At 70.9% G+C, this 15,235-nt stretch carries 18 protein-coding genes, 1 tRNA gene and 1 pseudogene; 12 read left to right on the forward strand and 8 right to left on the reverse strand.

Features of this window, described 5'->3' with window-relative positions:
- The 5 genes and pseudogenes from AB0H87_RS25105 to AB0H87_RS25125 form a co-directional block, all read left to right on the forward strand.
- On the forward strand, positions 1-543 hold a 543-nt coding region (locus AB0H87_RS25105; protein WP_360150242.1), incomplete at its 5' end, for an NAD(P)H-dependent oxidoreductase.
- 17 nt (positions 544-560) lie between these two features.
- Positions 561-1,487 (forward strand): hypothetical protein, encoded by a 927-nt coding sequence (locus AB0H87_RS25110; protein ID WP_360150245.1) that lies wholly within the window; start codon positions 561-563, stop codon positions 1,485-1,487.
- Positions 1,484-1,870: pseudogene (locus AB0H87_RS25115) on the forward strand (HD domain-containing protein); the annotation flags it as partial. The gene AB0H87_RS25110 and the pseudogene AB0H87_RS25115, both read left to right, overlap by 4 nt.
- A 207-nt stretch (positions 1,871-2,077) precedes the next feature.
- Positions 2,078-3,022 carry a phosphotransferase gene (locus tag AB0H87_RS25120; protein ID WP_360150288.1) on the forward strand — a complete coding sequence of 315 codons (945 nt, stop codon included), beginning with the start codon at positions 2,078-2,080 and terminating at the stop codon, positions 3,020-3,022.
- 107 nt (positions 3,023-3,129) lie between these two features.
- Positions 3,130-3,624, forward strand: coding sequence for a hypothetical protein (locus tag AB0H87_RS25125; RefSeq protein ID WP_360150248.1), 495 nt, complete (start codon positions 3,130-3,132; stop codon positions 3,622-3,624).
- A 298-nt stretch (positions 3,625-3,922) separates the two neighbouring features.
- Here AB0H87_RS25125 and AB0H87_RS25130 read toward each other — a convergent pair whose 3' ends face one another.
- On the reverse strand, positions 3,923-4,756 hold the full coding sequence (locus AB0H87_RS25130; protein WP_360150251.1) for a hypothetical protein: 834 nt from the start codon (positions 4,754-4,756) through the stop codon (positions 3,923-3,925).
- Between the two features lie 178 nt (positions 4,757-4,934).
- On the opposite strand from AB0H87_RS25130, the gene AB0H87_RS25135 reads away from it, so the two are divergent.
- Complete coding sequence (locus AB0H87_RS25135) at positions 4,935-5,255, forward strand: metalloregulator ArsR/SmtB family transcription factor (RefSeq protein ID WP_360150254.1); 321 nt, start codon at positions 4,935-4,937, stop codon at positions 5,253-5,255.
- On the forward strand, positions 5,252-5,659 hold the full coding sequence (locus tag AB0H87_RS25140) for an SRPBCC domain-containing protein (RefSeq protein WP_360150257.1): 408 nt from the start codon (positions 5,252-5,254) through the stop codon (positions 5,657-5,659). The genes AB0H87_RS25135 and AB0H87_RS25140 overlap by 4 nt, the downstream gene beginning before the upstream one ends.
- A gap of 53 nt (positions 5,660-5,712) precedes the next feature.
- Here AB0H87_RS25140 and AB0H87_RS25145 read toward each other — a convergent pair whose 3' ends face one another.
- Entirely contained in the window at positions 5,713-6,144 is a 432-nt protein-coding gene (locus AB0H87_RS25145; protein WP_089247988.1) for an SsgA family sporulation/cell division regulator, read from the reverse strand.
- Positions 6,145-6,438: 294 nt separating this feature from the next.
- On the opposite strand from AB0H87_RS25145, the gene AB0H87_RS25150 reads away from it, so the two are divergent.
- Together AB0H87_RS25150 and AB0H87_RS25155 are read left to right on the forward strand one after the other, a co-directional pair.
- Positions 6,439-6,972, forward strand: coding sequence for a TIGR02611 family protein (locus AB0H87_RS25150; protein WP_360150291.1), 534 nt, complete (start codon positions 6,439-6,441; stop codon positions 6,970-6,972).
- Positions 6,973-7,021: 49 nt separating this feature from the next.
- Positions 7,022-7,096: transfer RNA gene (locus AB0H87_RS25155), tRNA-Val, on the forward strand.
- Positions 7,097-7,347: 251 nt separating this feature from the next.
- On the opposite strand, the gene AB0H87_RS25160 is transcribed toward AB0H87_RS25155, so the two are convergent.
- From AB0H87_RS25160 to AB0H87_RS25175, 4 genes are all read right to left on the reverse strand, one after another.
- Entirely contained in the window at positions 7,348-8,247 is a 900-nt protein-coding gene (locus tag AB0H87_RS25160; RefSeq protein ID WP_360150261.1) for a DUF1963 domain-containing protein, read from the reverse strand.
- A 251-nt stretch (positions 8,248-8,498) separates the two neighbouring features.
- Entirely contained in the window at positions 8,499-8,972 is a 474-nt protein-coding gene (locus tag AB0H87_RS25165; RefSeq protein ID WP_360150264.1) for an SRPBCC family protein, read from the reverse strand.
- Positions 8,969-9,277 (reverse strand): metalloregulator ArsR/SmtB family transcription factor, encoded by a 309-nt coding sequence (locus AB0H87_RS25170; protein WP_360150267.1) that lies wholly within the window; start codon positions 9,275-9,277, stop codon positions 8,969-8,971. Before AB0H87_RS25170 ends, AB0H87_RS25165 begins: the two co-directional genes overlap by 4 nt.
- Positions 9,278-9,309: 32 nt before the next feature.
- Positions 9,310-9,849, reverse strand: a complete 540-nt coding sequence (locus tag AB0H87_RS25175) for a DUF664 domain-containing protein (RefSeq protein ID WP_360150270.1) — start codon at positions 9,847-9,849, stop codon at positions 9,310-9,312.
- 42 nt (positions 9,850-9,891) lie between these two features.
- On the opposite strand from AB0H87_RS25175, the gene AB0H87_RS25180 reads away from it, so the two are divergent.
- From AB0H87_RS25180 to AB0H87_RS25190, 3 genes are read left to right on the forward strand one after another with little or no spacing between them, the layout of a single operon-like run.
- Positions 9,892-10,818 (forward strand): WYL domain-containing protein, encoded by a 927-nt coding sequence (locus AB0H87_RS25180; RefSeq protein WP_360150273.1) that lies wholly within the window; start codon positions 9,892-9,894, stop codon positions 10,816-10,818.
- A gap of 6 nt (positions 10,819-10,824) precedes the next feature.
- Complete coding sequence (locus AB0H87_RS25185; RefSeq protein ID WP_360150276.1) at positions 10,825-11,400, forward strand: dienelactone hydrolase family protein; 576 nt, start codon at positions 10,825-10,827, stop codon at positions 11,398-11,400.
- Positions 11,400-12,521, forward strand: coding sequence for a crosslink repair DNA glycosylase YcaQ family protein (locus AB0H87_RS25190; protein ID WP_360150279.1), 1,122 nt, complete (start codon positions 11,400-11,402; stop codon positions 12,519-12,521). Before AB0H87_RS25185 ends, AB0H87_RS25190 begins: the two co-directional genes overlap by 1 nt.
- Here the strand turns inward: AB0H87_RS25190 and AB0H87_RS25195 are convergent.
- Together AB0H87_RS25195 and AB0H87_RS25200 are read right to left on the reverse strand one after the other, a co-directional pair.
- Positions 12,484-13,938 (reverse strand): alpha/beta hydrolase domain-containing protein, encoded by a 1,455-nt coding sequence (locus AB0H87_RS25195; protein ID WP_360150282.1) that lies wholly within the window; start codon positions 13,936-13,938, stop codon positions 12,484-12,486. The genes AB0H87_RS25190 and AB0H87_RS25195 overlap by 38 nt on opposite strands.
- A 13-nt stretch (positions 13,939-13,951) precedes the next feature.
- The coding region (locus AB0H87_RS25200) for an aldehyde dehydrogenase family protein (RefSeq protein WP_360150285.1) at positions 13,952-15,235 on the reverse strand (1,284 nt) is incomplete at its 5' end.

Raw genomic sequence — 15,235 nt, forward strand, 5'->3', positions numbered from 1 at the left:
GTGCAACGCCACGTCGGCACGGCGCCGCTGCCCTCGACGGCCTGGTCGGACGCGACGACGGCGAAGTTCCTGACCGCCGACAAGTGGAGCCCGGCCCACCGCGCGGCGGCGGCGCTGGCCGCGACGCTGACCGACGAGCTGGTCGCGGCGGACGCGCTGCTGTTCGCGGTGCCGCTCTACAACTACGGGGTCTCCCAACACTTCAAGACCTGGGTCGACACGGTCCTGGCCGACCCACGGATGGGTTCGGGCGCCCCACCCCTGCTGGCCGACAAGCCGGCGGTCCTGGTCACGGTCCGCGGCGGCGCCTACGGCCCGTCGACCCCGAAGGCGGGCTGGGACCACGCGACCCCGTGGATGCGCCGCATCCTGGCGGACGTGTGGCACCTGGACCTGCGGGTGGTGGAGTCGGAGCTGACCCTGGTCGGCGTCGACCCGAACCTGGACCGCTTCAAGGACCTGGCCGTCGAACTGCGCCTGCGAGCCGAGGAACAGGCCCGCGTCCACGGCAAGGCCCTAGGGCACAACGCGACGGCCGGTTGATCATTACGATCTGCGCCGTGGCTTTGGCTGAACCGCTCGTTCTGGATGACTCCGGTGGATCGCGTGAGCTGGTCGCGCTGAAGCAGGCCCTCGCCGCCCGTGGGTGGCGGGAGGCCCGCGAGATCCTGGCGGGTCAGCACGGCGGCGCGCGTACCCGGTTGATCGGCTGGGCCGCGCCTCTGGTTTCCCGTCCGTTCCTCGAAGAGGTGCACGCCGCGGACCCCGGCGACACCGCGGCGGCGGCGATGCTCGCCACGCGCATCATCGGCGACGCGTGGGCCATCCGGACGAGCAAGCGCGCCAGCGAGGTGTCGGCCGAGCGGTTCGCGTCGTTCCACGCCGTGCTGCGGGAGGCGGAGAAGCTGCTCGAGGCCACCATCGCGATCGACCCGACAGATCCGGCGGTCCTCACGTGCCGCCTGACCACCGCCCGCGGCCTGGAGCTGGGGCTGGACGAGGCCCGCAGCCGCTACGCCGCGGTGGCCGCCGTCGACCCGCACCACCTCCCGGCCCAGGACCAACTGCTCCAGCAGCTCGCGCCGAAATGGGGCGGGTCGTTGGAGGAGATGCACGCCTTCGCCCGCGAGTCGGCGACCGCCGTTCCCGAGGGTGCGCACAACGGTGTCCTGGCCGCGCAGGCGTACTTCGAACACTGGGCCACCGTCGACGGCCGCCGCCGCGCGGTCGGTCGCGCCACCCTCGCGGCGCTGCGCGAAGCCGCGGACAGGTCGGTGCTGAGCCCGGCGTTCCCGCGTACACCTGGCTGGGTCGGGGTCGCGAACATGTTCGCCTGGGTCCTGATGCTCGCCCACGAGTACCGCCGGGCCTACGGCGTCTTCGGCGTGGCGGGCACCTGGGTCTCGCAACAGCCGTGGCAGGGCGACCTCGACACGTTCCGCGGCTGCCGAGGCAAGGCCGGCGTGATGCGCCTCGTACACCGATGACGTCCTTGCGCCTCGCCCTTACCGACCCGGGTGACCTTCGCCCGCTGCCGGACGACGTGAGCGAGCTGCTCGTGTCCCTGGACGCCCCGCCGCGTCTCGCGGCGCACCTGCGGGCCGTACACGATGTGGCGTGGCGGTTGACTTCGGCGTTGTCCCCGCTGCTGGCGTTCGATCGCGCGGCGGTCCTGTATGGAGCGGCCACGCACGACATCGGCAAGACGCTGCACCCGGAGGAGTTGTCGGGTCCGGGCTCGGCCCACGAGCCGGCGGGTTACGCGCTGCTGCTCCGGCACGGGGTCGACCCGGCGCTGGCGCGCTTCGCCCGCACCCACGCGTCGTGGGTTCTCCCGGAGATCGAGCTCGAGGACCTGCTGGTCAGCGTGGCGGACAGGATCTGGAAGGGGAAGCGGGTGGCGGACCTGGAGCAGAAGGTCGTCGACCGCCTGGTCCGCGCCACCGGCCAGGAGCCATGGGAGGCGTTCATGACGCTGGACGACATCCTCGACGGCCTGGCCGCGGACGCCGACTCCCGGCTCGCCTTCCAGGCCCGCTTCCCTACGCGGAATCCGCGGGACGCGCCGGTGTTGGAGATGTTGTGGGAGGCGCATGACCCTCGCTCCGCGCTGGAAGAGCGGTTCGGCTTCGGCGATCGGGAGTCGGCGGGTCGCTGGGTCGCCGTGATGCTGGCCGAGCACTGGGGCGTTCGCGTCGACTCCTGTGAGCGGATCGTGATGAGCGGGGGCAACGCGCTGGCCTGGGTCGGCACGCCGTCCGGTCGGCTGCTCGCGAAGTGGTCGGTGGTGCCCGGGCGTTTCCCGCGTCTGGCGGAGACGGCACGTCTGACGAGCTGGCTGGACGACCGGGGGCTGCCGGTCTCGGCGCCGGTTCCCGCGCGGGACGGCCGTCTGCAAGTCGAAGTCGGCGGTGTGTCGATGGGCGTGCAGCGCGAGATCGAGGGCGATCTGCTGGACGTCGCCGATCTCGACCAGGTGCGGGCGGCCGGAGCCGTGCTCGCCCGGTTGCAGGACGCGTTGGCCGCGTACCCTGGTCGGATTCCCGCGCTGGCCGGCACGACCACGCCGTTGGCGGCCCGGGTCACCGACTGGCTCGACACGCGCGCCGACCATCTGCCGGTGGCCGCGCGCGACGCGCTGCGGGGGTTGGTCGCCGGCGCGCCACCCGACCGGCTTGCCGGTCAGCTGGTCCATCTCGATTTCCGCTCGGCCAACATCCTGTGTGCCGGGGGCGAGGTGGTTGCGATCCTCGACTTCGAGGAGACCCGGTACGACCACCGCCTGGTCGAGCTCGCTCGCGCGGCGGTCCTGCTCGGCACCCGCTATCACAACTGGGGGCCGGTGCCGGCGGAGGTCCGCGCGGGGTTCCTTGAGGGGTACCAGTCGGTGCGCCCGCTGACCCCGGCCGAGGCGGGCTGGTTGAACATCCTCGTGCTGTGGCAGGCGATGGCGATGGTCCCGGCCGGCGACGACCCGACCGGGTGGGGCGCGTCGGCGCTGAGCCAGCTGACGCGATCCTAGAAGCCGAGAGGCACTCGACGCCGGCTCGGCCCTTGAGACCCGCCGCTGGGCCTCTTCCGTAACCGCCGTCCGTCAGGTCGGCAAGGTCCACGTCCGGCGCGTTCAGGATGCCGGACATGATCGACAGGAGTGCCATGTCGGCCACGAACACACCCCCGAGCGAGCGACCGCGGCCGGTGGTCGCTGCCAGCTTGCTGCTGTACGTGCTCGCCGGCCTGCCGGCCCTGTCCGCGCTCCTGCAACTGCTGTTCCGTGCCGATCCGACGGCCACCACTGGCGGTGGCGCGCTCGACCTGCTGCCGGGCGCCCTCGTCACCGGCGTGCTGGTCGCGGCGCTCGGCTATTTCTGCGCCGCTGGCAGGAACGCCGCGCGCGTCATCGTCTGGTTGTTGACCGCCGGCGCGATGCTCAATCTCGTCACCGTCACGGTGACAGTCCTCAGACCCGACAGCTACGCCACGCGGCCGGACTGGTACCCGATCTTCCTGGTCGCGGCCGGCGCGGTGCAGCTCATCGTCCTGGCCGCGGCGTCGATCCTGTTGGCCCAGCCGACTGCTCGGCCGTTCTTCCACCGGAAGCACCTGCGGCTCACCTCTGGTTGATCGCGACGTACACCGCGGATCGTGGCTCCTTGTGCCAGCCAGTCCGCGGTGTGGCGGTGGCGTCCGAGCCCCACCGCCTCGAATTCCTCGCGGTACCCGTCGCGTTCGGCGCCAAATCCAGGCAGCAGCTGAGAGTCTCGCTGAGGACCAGGACTTCGGCCGACGAGACGCCGACGCGATACGTCGGCCGCCTCGGGCCCGTCGATGATGTGGGTGTCAACGAAGAGCACCAAGCCCGTCGCGTTGTCTATGCCCGTGGAGTCCACGCGCGCACACTGCCCGGCGTTCTACGGGTGCGTCACCGGGGAGTCTGACCGTCGAACAGGCAGATGACGGCCGTCGCGTCGTCGTGGCGTTTGTAGCGCGGTTGGGATTCGCCCTTGCTGTCCGCCGACTCCGCCGCGCGTACGCGGTCGATCAACGTCTGTGGGCCTTCGGTCGTCAGGGTGTCCAGGAGTTGCGACCAGTCCAGCAGGCCGAACTGGTCGACGATGCACGACGCACCGTCGGTTAGTAGCGCTGCTCGTCTCAACGAAGCCAGCGGGAGGCTGCCCGTGATCGCGTGGGCCGCCGCTTCCGGGGTCGACGCGGCGATCCAGTAGCCGCTCGGTCGGTTGACCAGCTCATGTTGGCCCAGCCGCGCCTCGATGACGCGGCGCGCGTGTTCTTCGCTGCCGATCGGCACGTCGCCGGCCAAGGCGTGCGCCCGCAGCGGGGCGACCGCCTCCGTGAAGCGGTCGTCCGTGATGACCTCGGCGCCCGCGCCGCGGTCGATGACCAGTGGGCTGTCGCAGAGCACCAGGTACTCCGCGTGATCGTCGTTGCGGCGGAGCAGCGTCACCGTCGCCGCCGGTGTGCCGGGGTGGGCCAGGTCGCACTCGCCGCCGTGGTCGTCCCGGAGCGCCTCGATCGCATCGGACAGCGTCACCGCCAACGGCGCCGCCAGCGCGTTGAGGTGGACCAGGTGGCCCGCGAGCCGGCGGACGTACCACGCGGGTCCGTGGACGCAGCCGCTGGCCAGGCCGGCGTGCGCGGTCACGCCGTCCAGGACGCCGACGAAGCCGTCGATCGCGAACGCGATGTCCTCGTTCTCGCGGCCCGGCGCGGGCTCCGAGGCGAACCGCACTTCCATCAGCGGCGGCGGTGCGCGAACAGCAGGGCCACGCCGGCGACGACCGCCGTCGTGCCCAGGCAGCAGATCGACAGCACGGCCAGGTGCCACGGCTTGAGAGCGCCCACGTCAGCAGTAGATCACATAAAGCGTCGGAGATTGTTGACATGTCGGGAGTCTCCGACGTATTTTTCCAGACGTGGCTGAGGACGATGTGTTTCTGGCGCTCGCCAATCCGGTGCGGCGCAGGCTGTTGCGGTTGCTCGCCGACGGGCCGCGTACCGCCGGCGATCTCGCGAATCAGTTCGAGCTGAGCCGGCCCGCGATCGCCGAGCACCTGCAGGTGCTGCGCCGAGTCGCGCTCGTGCGCGACGTTCCGCAAGGGCGGCAGCGGCACTACCACCTCAACGCCGAGCCGCTCGCCCAGGTCGGCGAGTGGCTGCATCCGTTCGAACGGCTCTGGCGCGAGCGGCTGCGCGCGTTCGCGGCCGTCGCCGAAGAGGAGGAGGAGCGATCATGACCGCACCGAGCACCGACACGATCACCGTCGACCAGTTCGTCGCCGCGTCGCCCAGTCGGGTCTGGCGCACGCTGACCGACCCCGAGCTGCACGCGCGCTGGTGGGCGCCGGGAGACATCGCCGCCGTCGTGGGGCACCGCTTCCATCTACAGATGCCGGTGTACGGGGCGATACCTTGCGAAGTCGTCGAGGTCGTCCCCGAGGAGAAGTTCGTCTATACGTTCAACGAGTCGTGGACGTTGACCTGGCGGCTGGTCGCGGAGGGTAACGGGACGCGGCTGCTGCTCGAGCACAGCGGGTTCGACTTCGACAAGCCGCGCGACCGGGAGGCGTTCGCGAAGATGGGGCCGGGCTGGCGCGAGGTCGTGGTGCCGCGGTTGGCGGAGGTCGCGCGTACCGCGTGAAAAGAAGGCGCCGCGCGGAGTCGGCAGATCCGCGCGGCGCCCTCTTTCGTTTGCTATCTACCGGCCAGCAACCGGTTGACCGCCGCGTCGACGTCCAGGTGGTCGGTTTCGCGACCGCGCGGTACGACGACGTAGGTTCGCCGCAGGAACCGCACGAGCACGCTGCGCGGTACCTCGAAAAGGGCGTTCCCGTCGGGTGACGACAGCGCCAGCGCGACGAAGTCGCCCCGCGGCGTGGCCCAGGGCCACACCCGGACGTCGCCGATGCCGGCGGGCTCGTCGAGGCCCGTGACGAGCAGCTCACGGGCGAACGACCAGCTCACCGCCTCGCCGCCGGCCGAATCGGCGTGGAACAGGACGTGGACCGCGTACGGGTCGGCTGGGTCGTAGCGCAGGCTGGCGCGCACCGGCAGAGCGGTGGCGTCTGGTGCGACGAGCCGCAGTGAGGTTTCGACCTCAACGGTCGTCGGTCGGATGACACTCATGTACGTTCTCCCCCCGGCACCGCTGCGGGACGCGCTTGCCCCGCGTTTCCCATACTCAGGTGATACTTCTACTTACGCTCCGTCAATCGCTGATCTCACCCAGTAGTGGGAAGGCGGTGCGTAAGTGCGGTACAAGCCCGGCAAAATGCGTATAATGCCCGACTTGCTGTGGTACTGCGCACCGTCCGGCGTCGGGTAGCTCAGACGTCGACTCAGTTCGGTAACGTCGAGCGGTCCCGTTGAGTGACGGGGCGGGGCGGAGCCGGAGTGGATTGGCCGATGAAACCATCCTCAATGGAGCAAATGGGCACTGGTACGGAGCTCGCGACGGCGTCCGGGGAGGACGAAGAGCGGAGGCACGGGGTGACGCTCGATCGGGGTAGCCCGCCCGAAAATTCGGAACAGGATGCCCGAACGGGCGTTCCTATACCTGCCACCGCCCACCGTGGTCGTGTCGGGGAGACGTTGGACCTGATCCGGGCAAATCCGACCGGACGGATGATCCTCCGCATATCCGTAGCGATTGCCGGGCTGGCGGTGGTCGCTCTGGGTATTCTGCTCATACCGCTACCCGGCCCGGGCTGGTTCATCGTGATCGGTGGCCTGGCCATCTGGGCGGTGGAGTTCACGTGGGCCAAAAAGCTCCTCAACTTCACCCGCCGCAACGTCCGAGCCTGGACGTCCTGGATCGGCCGCCAACCCTGGCCACTACGCTCAGTAATCGGCGCCGTCGGCCTGGTCTTCGTGGCGCTCGTGGTCTGGGCGTCGGTCAAGTTCAGCTTCGACATCGACCTGATCACGGAGACCCGAAACGTCTTCGGCTGGTGAGGCCGGTGTGCACGGCAGTGTCGGGATCAGGTATTGTCGTGCGCGCTGAGGGCGATTAGCTCAGCGGGAGAGCGCTTCGTTCACACCGAAGAGGTCACTGGTTCGATCCCAGTATCGCCCACCATCGTTTCCGCAGGTCAGAGGCCGGTTCCCACAAGTGGGGCCGGCCTCTTTCTCATCTCCATGACGGTTCTGTACCAGTGACGCGGGGTCAAGCTCGACCCGATCAGCAGCAGGCGTCAGCGCGGTGGTCGGCGTTTCGTCCCCGGACCGGGACGCCGGGCCACGGGTTGGCGAGCACCGGGACCTGGCGCCGATCGTTGGTCGGGTATCGGACCGCATCGAAGTCGGTAAGGGAGGTAGCGCTCCTCGGCCCTACTCGGTGAACGCGGGGAACGAGCGCATCTTGTCGAAGCGCCCGGCGGCCAGGTCGTCGAATCTGATCAAGAAACGTCCGAAGTGACAAAAGTGTTCGGTGGGGAACTGGGCGAGCGGCACCCATTCCTGGACCAGTCGGGATTCCTCTTCGCGCCGCCAGCCGATCCGCTCGGACCGCGGAAGGTCGGGTTCGGTCTCCAGCCGGGCCCGGAGGCTCGCACGCGCCATCTGCTCCTCCGGAGAGTACGAGCCGCCGATTCTCTTTGTGTATCCACCGAGGCGTAGGGATGACAGGCCCGTCTCCGCCGGCCAGAGATCCTGGACCAGTGCGACGAGTTCATCGATGTGCGTCAGCTCACTGACCAGCTGCCGCACGGTGTCCGACGCGAACATGAGGCGGTCGTCCATGTCCTCCTCGTCGTCGGGCTCGAGTCCGGGCGGCAGCTCCGGCACGACCTCGGCATAAAGCCTGTACTCGGGGTGCGTGCGCGGGACCTCATCGTCGGACGGCGGCTGCCGGACGGCTGTCGCGGTGCCTGCGGGAACGTACAGGACCCGCGCGTACGCGTCGTAGCCGCGACTGAACGCGTCGAAGGCGTTCTCGGGATCCAGGAAGAAGAGCAGCGAGCCGTCCACCGGCAGGGGAAGCTTCTCGACCGTCGGAAGGGCCGCGCAGTCGAGGGATGCGACGAACGGCAACGGAATCCCGCGCTCGGACGGCCACTCCGTGCCGGCAGGTAGCCGGGGCAGCCCGCCGCTCTGCCCGACGACATCCTCGCCGCGATCACCGCCACCAACCCAAATCGCGAATCGCAGCTGCTCCGCGAACCTGTCAACCTGATCCGCCGGAATGCCCCGCTCAACCGCCTCGCGGCGAAATGGCCCGTACAGCTCCATAGCGGAGCATCATCGCAGGCGAGTGCTCCTGGCCCGCCACAGGTCTTCGCCGACGACCCGTTGGTCCGGCTCCGGGCGCGGCAACTCAGCGGCTGGCTGACTCCTCGTCGCTGAAGCCGAACCCCCGTGCAATGCGTGGCGGGGGTCGTGCGCCTCCCACAGCTGCTCCAACGCCGGCGAATCCCATCACAGGTCCGCCATGGCGCAGGCCGCGCTCCGCATCCACGGTGCGCGGCCTACGATTCGGACGGCTAGCTGAACAGGGCCGCGTAGCGGTCCAGGTAGAGCGGCCACCCCGCGTCGTCGGCGACGCCGTCGCGGACCGATTCCCAACCTGGGCCGTGGCGGTCCAGGTTGCGGTGTTCCAGTTCCACCCGCGTGCGGTCCGGGCCGTCGGCGACGAAGCGGACCTCGACCTCGCTCGTGTTCGACAGGTTCGTCTCCACCTGCCACGTCGGGCTGATGTCCCAGCTGAAGACCACCCGCGTCGGTGGCTCGTACGCCAGGATCCGTGCCCACCGGCACTCCGTGCCGTCCTCGGCGCGGTCGTAGATGTGGCCGCCCACGCGTGGCTCGAAGACCGTCTCCGTAATGGGCGAGCGCATCAGGTTGTGTTCCTTCGGCTTGAAGTCGCCGAAGCGGGCCGTGAAGATCTCGAAGGCCCGGGTGACCGGTGCCGCTACGACGACTTGGCGACGGACCACGACGTCCGCTGCTTGCGTCATGATGGTTCCTCCTCGGTGAGCTCCTGGTAGCCGTCCAGTGCGCGCGCCCAGAACGTGTCCAGCTGGTCCCGCAACGCGGCCACGCCCGCCGGGTTCAGGCGGTAGACGCGGCGCGTGCCGATCGCCCGGTCCGTGACCAGGCCCGCGGACTTCAGGACCTTCAGGTGTTGGGACACGGCCGGGCGGCTGATCGGCAGGTCCGCGGCCAGCTCGCCGACGGCGCGTGGGCGTTCGGCCAGCGCCGCCACGATGGCGAACCGGCTCGGGTCGCCGAGAGCTTCCCAGCCGTCTTGGTAAGTGGCCACGAACCGAAAGCTACGACTTACCGAGGCGCCCGTCAAGCCGGTCCGGGATCTTCACCCACCAGGCCGTCGATCGACTCCCGGATGAGGTCCGCGTGGCCGACGTGGCGCGCGTACTCCTCGACCATGTCGATCAGGTGTCGACGCAGGCTGGCCCGGGTGCCGTCCGGCCAGGCGGCGACGCCCAGGTAGTCGAGCCCGCCAAGAGCCAGGGCCTCCGAAACCAACGCCCGGGAACGGGAGAGAGCCCCCTCCCACAGCGACATCAGCGACGAAGGCGAGTCGGCCGCGGCCGAGTGCCACTCCCAGTCCGGGTCCGCGTCCCAGTCCACGCTCGCGAACGGCTCGCTCATCGGGCGGCCGAACACCTTCACCGCGAACGTGTGCTCCTCCACCACGGCCAGGTGCTTGAGGAGCCCGCCGAGCGTGATGGTGGAGGGGCCGAGGGTCGCCCGCAACCCGGCGGCGTCCAGGCCGCCGCATTTCCACGCGATGTAGCGGCGGCCCCGCTCCAGCGCGCCGAGCAGGGTGTCGAGTTCGTTGCCAGCCGGGGGTGGCCCTTGCAGCACAGACATGCGGGGGACCATAACCCTGATCCCGGACGACATACTTCCGGGATGCGAAGCCCGACCGCCCGCGCGCTGAACGCCCTCGAGGCGATCCAGAACAGCCCCGGCATCACGGCCGAGCGGCTGGGGGAGCGGTTGGGCGTCAGCGGGCGCGCCGCCCGCCGCTACGTCGCGATCCTGCGCGAGGCCGACATTCCGATCGAGTCGGCCACCGGGCCGCACGGCGGTTACCAGGTCGGCCGCGGCCTGCGTCTTCCGCCGCTCACACTGACCGCCGCCGAGGCGGCCGGGCTCGTGATGGCCGTCCTCGAAGGGCACCCGGGCGCCGCGGACCCGGCCGACCTCGTCGGCGGCGCGCTCGCGAAGATCCTGCGGGTGCTGCCGCGCAAGGTCGCCGAACCCATCCGCACGCTGCGCGAACGCAAGGGCACGGCCGCTCCGGTGACGCACGACGTGGTCGCGCAGCTGATCGCGGCCTGCGCGGCGGCGAGGACCGTGCGCCTCGGCTACCAGGACCGGGCCATGGACGTCGACCCCTGGGCGGTCGTCCTGCGGCACAGCCGGTGGTACCTGCTCGCCTGGTCGCGCACCCGCGAAGCGGTCAGGGCATTGCGGGTCGACCGGATCACCGCGATCGAGTCGACGCACGGGACGTTCGACCCGCCGCCCGGGCTCGACGCGCTGCGCACCCTCGAGGAGCACCTCTCGCAGCACTGGACCCACTCCGTCGAGGTGGTCTTCGACGCCCCGGTCGACGAGGTGGCGCGCCGGCTGCCGCGCAGCCTGGGCCGGCTGGCGGCCGACGGCGACCGCACGCGACTGCGCGCCACGACCGACAATCCGCGTTGGTACGCACGACAGCTGGCCGCCCAGCCGTACCCGTTCCAGGTCGTCGCCTCGCCCGAGATCGCGGCCGCGCTCCTCGCCCTGGGTGAGCGACTGGTCAGCGCCGGCGAGGCGGGCGGTCTAGGGTGAGGGACCATGGCTGAGCTTGTGCTGTTCCACCACGCTCAGGGGCTGACCCCGGGCATCCGCGCCTTCGCCGACGAGATCCGGGCGGCCGGCCACACCGTGCACACCCCCGACCTCTATGACGGCAACACCTTCGACAGCCTCGACGACGGGATGGCGTACGCCCGGAAGGTCGGCTTCGACACCCTGATCGGCATGGGCATCGAGGCCGCCGGCGCGCTTCCCGACGGCATCGTCCACGGCGGCTTCTCGCTCGGCGGCATGCCCGCGCAGTTGCTCGCGCAGACGCGGCCCACCGCCGGCGCCCTGCTCTACCACGCCAGCATCAACACGACCGAGTTCGGCGGCGCGTGGCCGGCCGACGTCGCGGTGCGCATCCACGCCATGGACGAGGACCCGTTCTTCATGGAGGACGGCGGCGACATCGACGCGGCCCGCGCGATCGTGGAGACGGCCACCGACGGCGAGCTCTACCTCTACCCGGGCGACGGCCACCTGTTCACCGACTCGAGCCTGCCCGCCTACGACGCCGGCGCGACCGCCCTCGTCATCGGGCGGACCCTGGAGTTCCTGAAGAACCGCTGATGCACAAGCTGTCCATCGTGGACGCGCGCCGGATCGCCGTGCGCGCACAGCTGCTGGCCACGGACAGACCGACGAGCCTGGTCGACCTCGTACGCCACCTGACTTTGCTGCAGATCGACCCCACGGCCGCGGTCGCGCCCACCGCCGACCTGGTCGCGTGGAGCCGCCTCGGTCCGGCCTACGCGCCGGCCGACCTGGTGGCGGCGCTCGGAAAGCGGTCGTTGGTCGAGCTGTGGGCGACGATCCGGCCCGCCGAGGACGTCGGCCTCTATCGGGCGGAGATGGTGGCCGGCCGCGACCGTCCACCGGTGGCCGAGTGGCAGAAGCGGCACCGGGCCTGGGTGGAGGCCAACGACGCCTGCCGCCGCGACATCCTCGCGCGGCTGGCCGCCGAAGGCCCGCTGCCGTCACGCGCGATCCCCGACACGTGCGCGGTGCCGTGGACGTCGACGGGGTGGACCAACGACAAGAACGTGATCCGCCTGCTCGACATCATGTCGGTCCGGGGCGAGGTCGCGGTGGCCGGCCGCCAGGGTCGGGACCGGCTGTGGGACCTGGCCGAGCGGGTGTGGCCCGACGAGCCGCCGGTGCCGATCGACGAGGCCGCCCGCCGCCGTGACCAGCGCCGGTTGCGCGCGCTCGGCATCGCCCGGGCGAAGACGACGAAGGTGCCGATCGAGCCCTACGACGTCGGTGCGGCGGGCGAGCCGGCCGTCGTCGAGGGCGTCAAAGGGACGTGGCGCGTCGACCCGGCACATCTCGACGGCCGGCCGTTCACCGGCCGCACCGCCCTGCTGTCACCCTTCGACCGGTTGATCCACGACCGCAGGCGACTGCAGGAGATCTTCGGTTTCGAGTACGGCCTGGAGATGTACAAGCCGGCCGGCCAGCGTCGCTGGGGCTACTACGCGCTGCCGATCCTGCACGGCGACCGCCTGGTCGGGAAGCTCGACGCCACCGCTGACCGCAGGGCCGGCGTATTGCGGGTCGGCGCGGTCCACCAGGACGAGCCGTTCACCAGGGAGGTGACCGCCGCCGTCGACGGTGAGATCGCCTCCCTGGCGAGCTGGCTCGGGCTGGAGGTCAGCGGCCGATATCCGACCGTGCCGCCTCGTTCCTGATCGTGCGGGCGTCGGCCGCGAGCAGATATCCGTCGCGGACGTTCTCGTCACAGACCCGGTTCACCCGGGACACGTACGCGCCGTGCGACTGGTACAGAGTGGCGAGCACGGCCGGGCTGAACGGTTCGTAGTTGCCGAAGATGGAGCAGAAGAAGCCCGGGCTGTTCGGGCTCGCGTTCAGCGCGATCGGCACGTCCACCGCGGCCAGGCGGATGCCGCCCCTGGCGATGCCGAAGCTGTCGCGGGCCAGCGTCGCACCGCGCGGGCCGCTGGTGGAGAGGACCTCCAGCGGCCTGCCGTGCGGCGGCGGGGTGCCGCGCCGCATCCAGCGGTCCAGATGGTCGAGCGCCGCGTGGTAGACGTATTTGTAGGGCGTACGCGGGAGGGTCGGCTTGTCGCAGGTCGTCCAGTCCTGGAACGTCCCGGTGTCCCGGAACTGCACGGGGTTGATGCCCGGCGCGTGTGGCGACAGGTCCTCGCCGATCATGTCGAAGTCGGCGTGCGACGTGCCGGTCACCTCCCAGGTGCGCAGCACGCGGGAGTCGGGCTGGCGGTTCTGTGCGTGGCCGATGACCGCGACGTCGGTCTCGGTCGTCAGCTTGAACGCGGGCGTACGCAGGTCGGTGCGCACGACCAGGTTCGGCTCGGGCGCGCCGTTGAGGATGAACCCGTCCGCGAGCCCGTGCAGGGGATGGATCGCGTTGTAGTACTGCGTCAGCTTCGACGCGGACTGCGACTCGCCACCGGCGATCACCTTCGACGCCCGGAGGCTCCCCAGTGGACGGACCCCGCGTGGGGAGCGGATGGCCTGCAACGCCTGTGCGTAGATGTCGAAGCCGAACGCGTCGTTCGTCAGGTCGAGCGAGGAGTACCGCGTGGGGCTCCACGCCTTGAGCGCGTCGACGCCGACCCGCTGCGCGGAGACGCCGACCCAGGCGTAGCCGGCCCGCATGATGTGCTCGTGGAATCGGAACCAGTCGGCCTCGACGTCGAAGCCCATCGTCACGTTGTACCACTCGACGAACACCGTGCCGTTGAACCGCTTCGGGTCGACCGGCCGCCGCACCACCATCCGTGTCCGGTATTCGTGCCCGCCGTCCACAACCGACGCCGTGGTGAGCTGGCCGTTGGCGACCGTGTACGTGTTCGCCGTCCCCGCGAGGAAGAACTCCTCCTCGACGTAGCCGTGGCCGCGCAGGTCGAACTGCGAGGCGAAGTAGGGGTAGTCGTGCGCGGGGTCACCGGGTCGCACGCGGGCCGGGACCGGTCCGGTGACGGTCGGGTTCGGCACCGCCGGCCGCCCCTGCGCGGCTGCGGGTCCGGCCGCGACGACGTCGGCGGCGGTGACCGCGACACCGGCGGCGACGAGGCCGCGGACGAGGGTCCGGCGGTCGAGGGGTGCGTCGGCGATCGACATGGGCGGGGTCCCTTCAGAGCTGGATCGACTTGACCTCGAAGAACTCGTCCACGCCGTAGCGGCCCAGCTCCCGGCCGTTGCCGGACTGGCCGTAACCGCCGAACGGCGCGAGCGGGTTGAACCGCGCACCGTTGACGTCGACCTGGCCGGTGCGCATGCGCCGGGCGACGGCGAGCGCCGCCGAAGGGTCCGCGGACCACACCGCGCCGGCCAGGCCGTACGGCGTGGCGTTGGCGACCGCGACGGCGTCGTCGACGCCCGAGTAGGGGATGACCGCGAGGACCGGCCCGAAGATCTCCTCCTGGGCGATCCGCGCGTCCCGGTCGACGCCCGCGAACACGGTGGGTCGGCAGTAGTAGCCGCGGTCGTGGCCCTCGAGCCGCCCCGGCCCGCCGGTCACCGCCGGCGACGAGGCGGAGGAGAGGTATCCCTGCACGCGTTCCCACTGCGCCGCCGACGCGAGCGGACCAAGCCGCGGCGCCATCGCGGCGGCGAACTCGCCGGCCAGCGCGGCGGCCTCGTCGTGCCGGTCGGCCGGCACCACGAGCCGGGTCCACGCGGTGCAGGTCTGCCCGGAGTTGAGGAACGCGTTGCTGACCGTGGTCTTCACCGCCCGCGTCAGGTCGGCGTCGGGCAGCACCACGCTCGCCGACTTGCCACCGAGCTCGAGCGCGACCCGCTTGACGGTGTCGGCCGCGGCGCGGGAGACCTGCCGGCCCGCCGCGGTCGAGCCGGTGAAGGAGACCATGTCGACGCCCGGGTGGGCGGCCAGCGCCGCACCGACCACCGGTCCGGTGCCGACCACCACGTTGAGCACGCCCGGCGGGAGCCCCGCCTCGGCGAACACGGCGGCCAGCAGCAGCGCGGCCGACGGCGCCAGCTCGCTCGGCTTGAGCACGACCGTGCAGCCGGCCAGCAACGCCGGCCCGACCTTGGCCATGACCTGGTGCAGCGGGTAGTTCCAGGGCGTGATCGCGGCGACCACGCCGATCGGCTCCCGCACGACCAGGGAGTTCCCGATCCGCTCGTCGGCGTGCGGCGCCAGGCCGAGCAGGCCGTCCAGCACCGCCAGCGGGGTGCCGACCTGCACCGCATCGGCGATCTTCGGCGGGCAACCCATGTCGCGCGTGATCAGCGCCGCGAACTCGGCGCGCCGCGACCCGATCGCGGACCGGACCCGCTCCAGCGTGGCCATGCGATCCGCCGCCTGCCAACCGGGCAGCTCGTAGATGGCCAGGTCGCGCACCCACGCCGGGGCCGGGAACCGGTCCGGGTTCTCGATGGGCAGCAGTTCGAC

The organism is Asanoa sp. NPDC050611, assembly GCF_040654855.1.
GTDB lineage: Bacteria > Actinomycetota > Actinomycetes > Mycobacteriales > Micromonosporaceae > Asanoa.

Excerpts from the sequence above, each read along its gene's own strand:
- AB0H87_RS25175 (WP_360150270.1), bottom strand. The coding sequence starts at position 9,849 with ATGTCTGTGCTGCAAGGGCCACCCCCGGCTGGCAACGAACTCGACACC.
- AB0H87_RS25130 (WP_360150251.1), bottom strand. The coding sequence starts at position 4,756 with ATGGAAGTGCGGTTCGCCTCGGAGCCCGCGCCGGGCCGCGAGAACGAG.
- AB0H87_RS25145 (WP_089247988.1), bottom strand. The coding sequence starts at position 6,144 with ATGAGTGTCATCCGACCGACGACCGTTGAGGTCGAAACCTCACTGCGG.
- AB0H87_RS25160 (WP_360150261.1), bottom strand. The coding sequence starts at position 8,247 with ATGGAGCTGTACGGGCCATTTCGCCGCGAGGCGGTTGAGCGGGGCATT.
- AB0H87_RS25150 (WP_360150291.1), top strand. The coding sequence starts at position 6,439 with ATGGAGCAAATGGGCACTGGTACGGAGCTCGCGACGGCGTCCGGGGAG.
- AB0H87_RS25125 (WP_360150248.1), top strand. The coding sequence starts at position 3,130 with ATGCCGGACATGATCGACAGGAGTGCCATGTCGGCCACGAACACACCC.
- AB0H87_RS25185 (WP_360150276.1), top strand. The coding sequence starts at position 10,825 with ATGGCTGAGCTTGTGCTGTTCCACCACGCTCAGGGGCTGACCCCGGGC.
- AB0H87_RS25180 (WP_360150273.1), top strand. The coding sequence starts at position 9,892 with ATGCGAAGCCCGACCGCCCGCGCGCTGAACGCCCTCGAGGCGATCCAG.
- AB0H87_RS25190 (WP_360150279.1), top strand. The coding sequence starts at position 11,400 with ATGCACAAGCTGTCCATCGTGGACGCGCGCCGGATCGCCGTGCGCGCA.
- AB0H87_RS25120 (WP_360150288.1), top strand. The coding sequence starts at position 2,078 with ATGTTGTGGGAGGCGCATGACCCTCGCTCCGCGCTGGAAGAGCGGTTC.
- AB0H87_RS25195 (WP_360150282.1), bottom strand. The coding sequence starts at position 13,938 with ATGTCGATCGCCGACGCACCCCTCGACCGCCGGACCCTCGTCCGCGGC.
- AB0H87_RS25165 (WP_360150264.1), bottom strand. The coding sequence starts at position 8,972 with ATGACGCAAGCAGCGGACGTCGTGGTCCGTCGCCAAGTCGTCGTAGCG.
- AB0H87_RS25140 (WP_360150257.1), top strand. The coding sequence starts at position 5,252 with ATGACCGCACCGAGCACCGACACGATCACCGTCGACCAGTTCGTCGCC.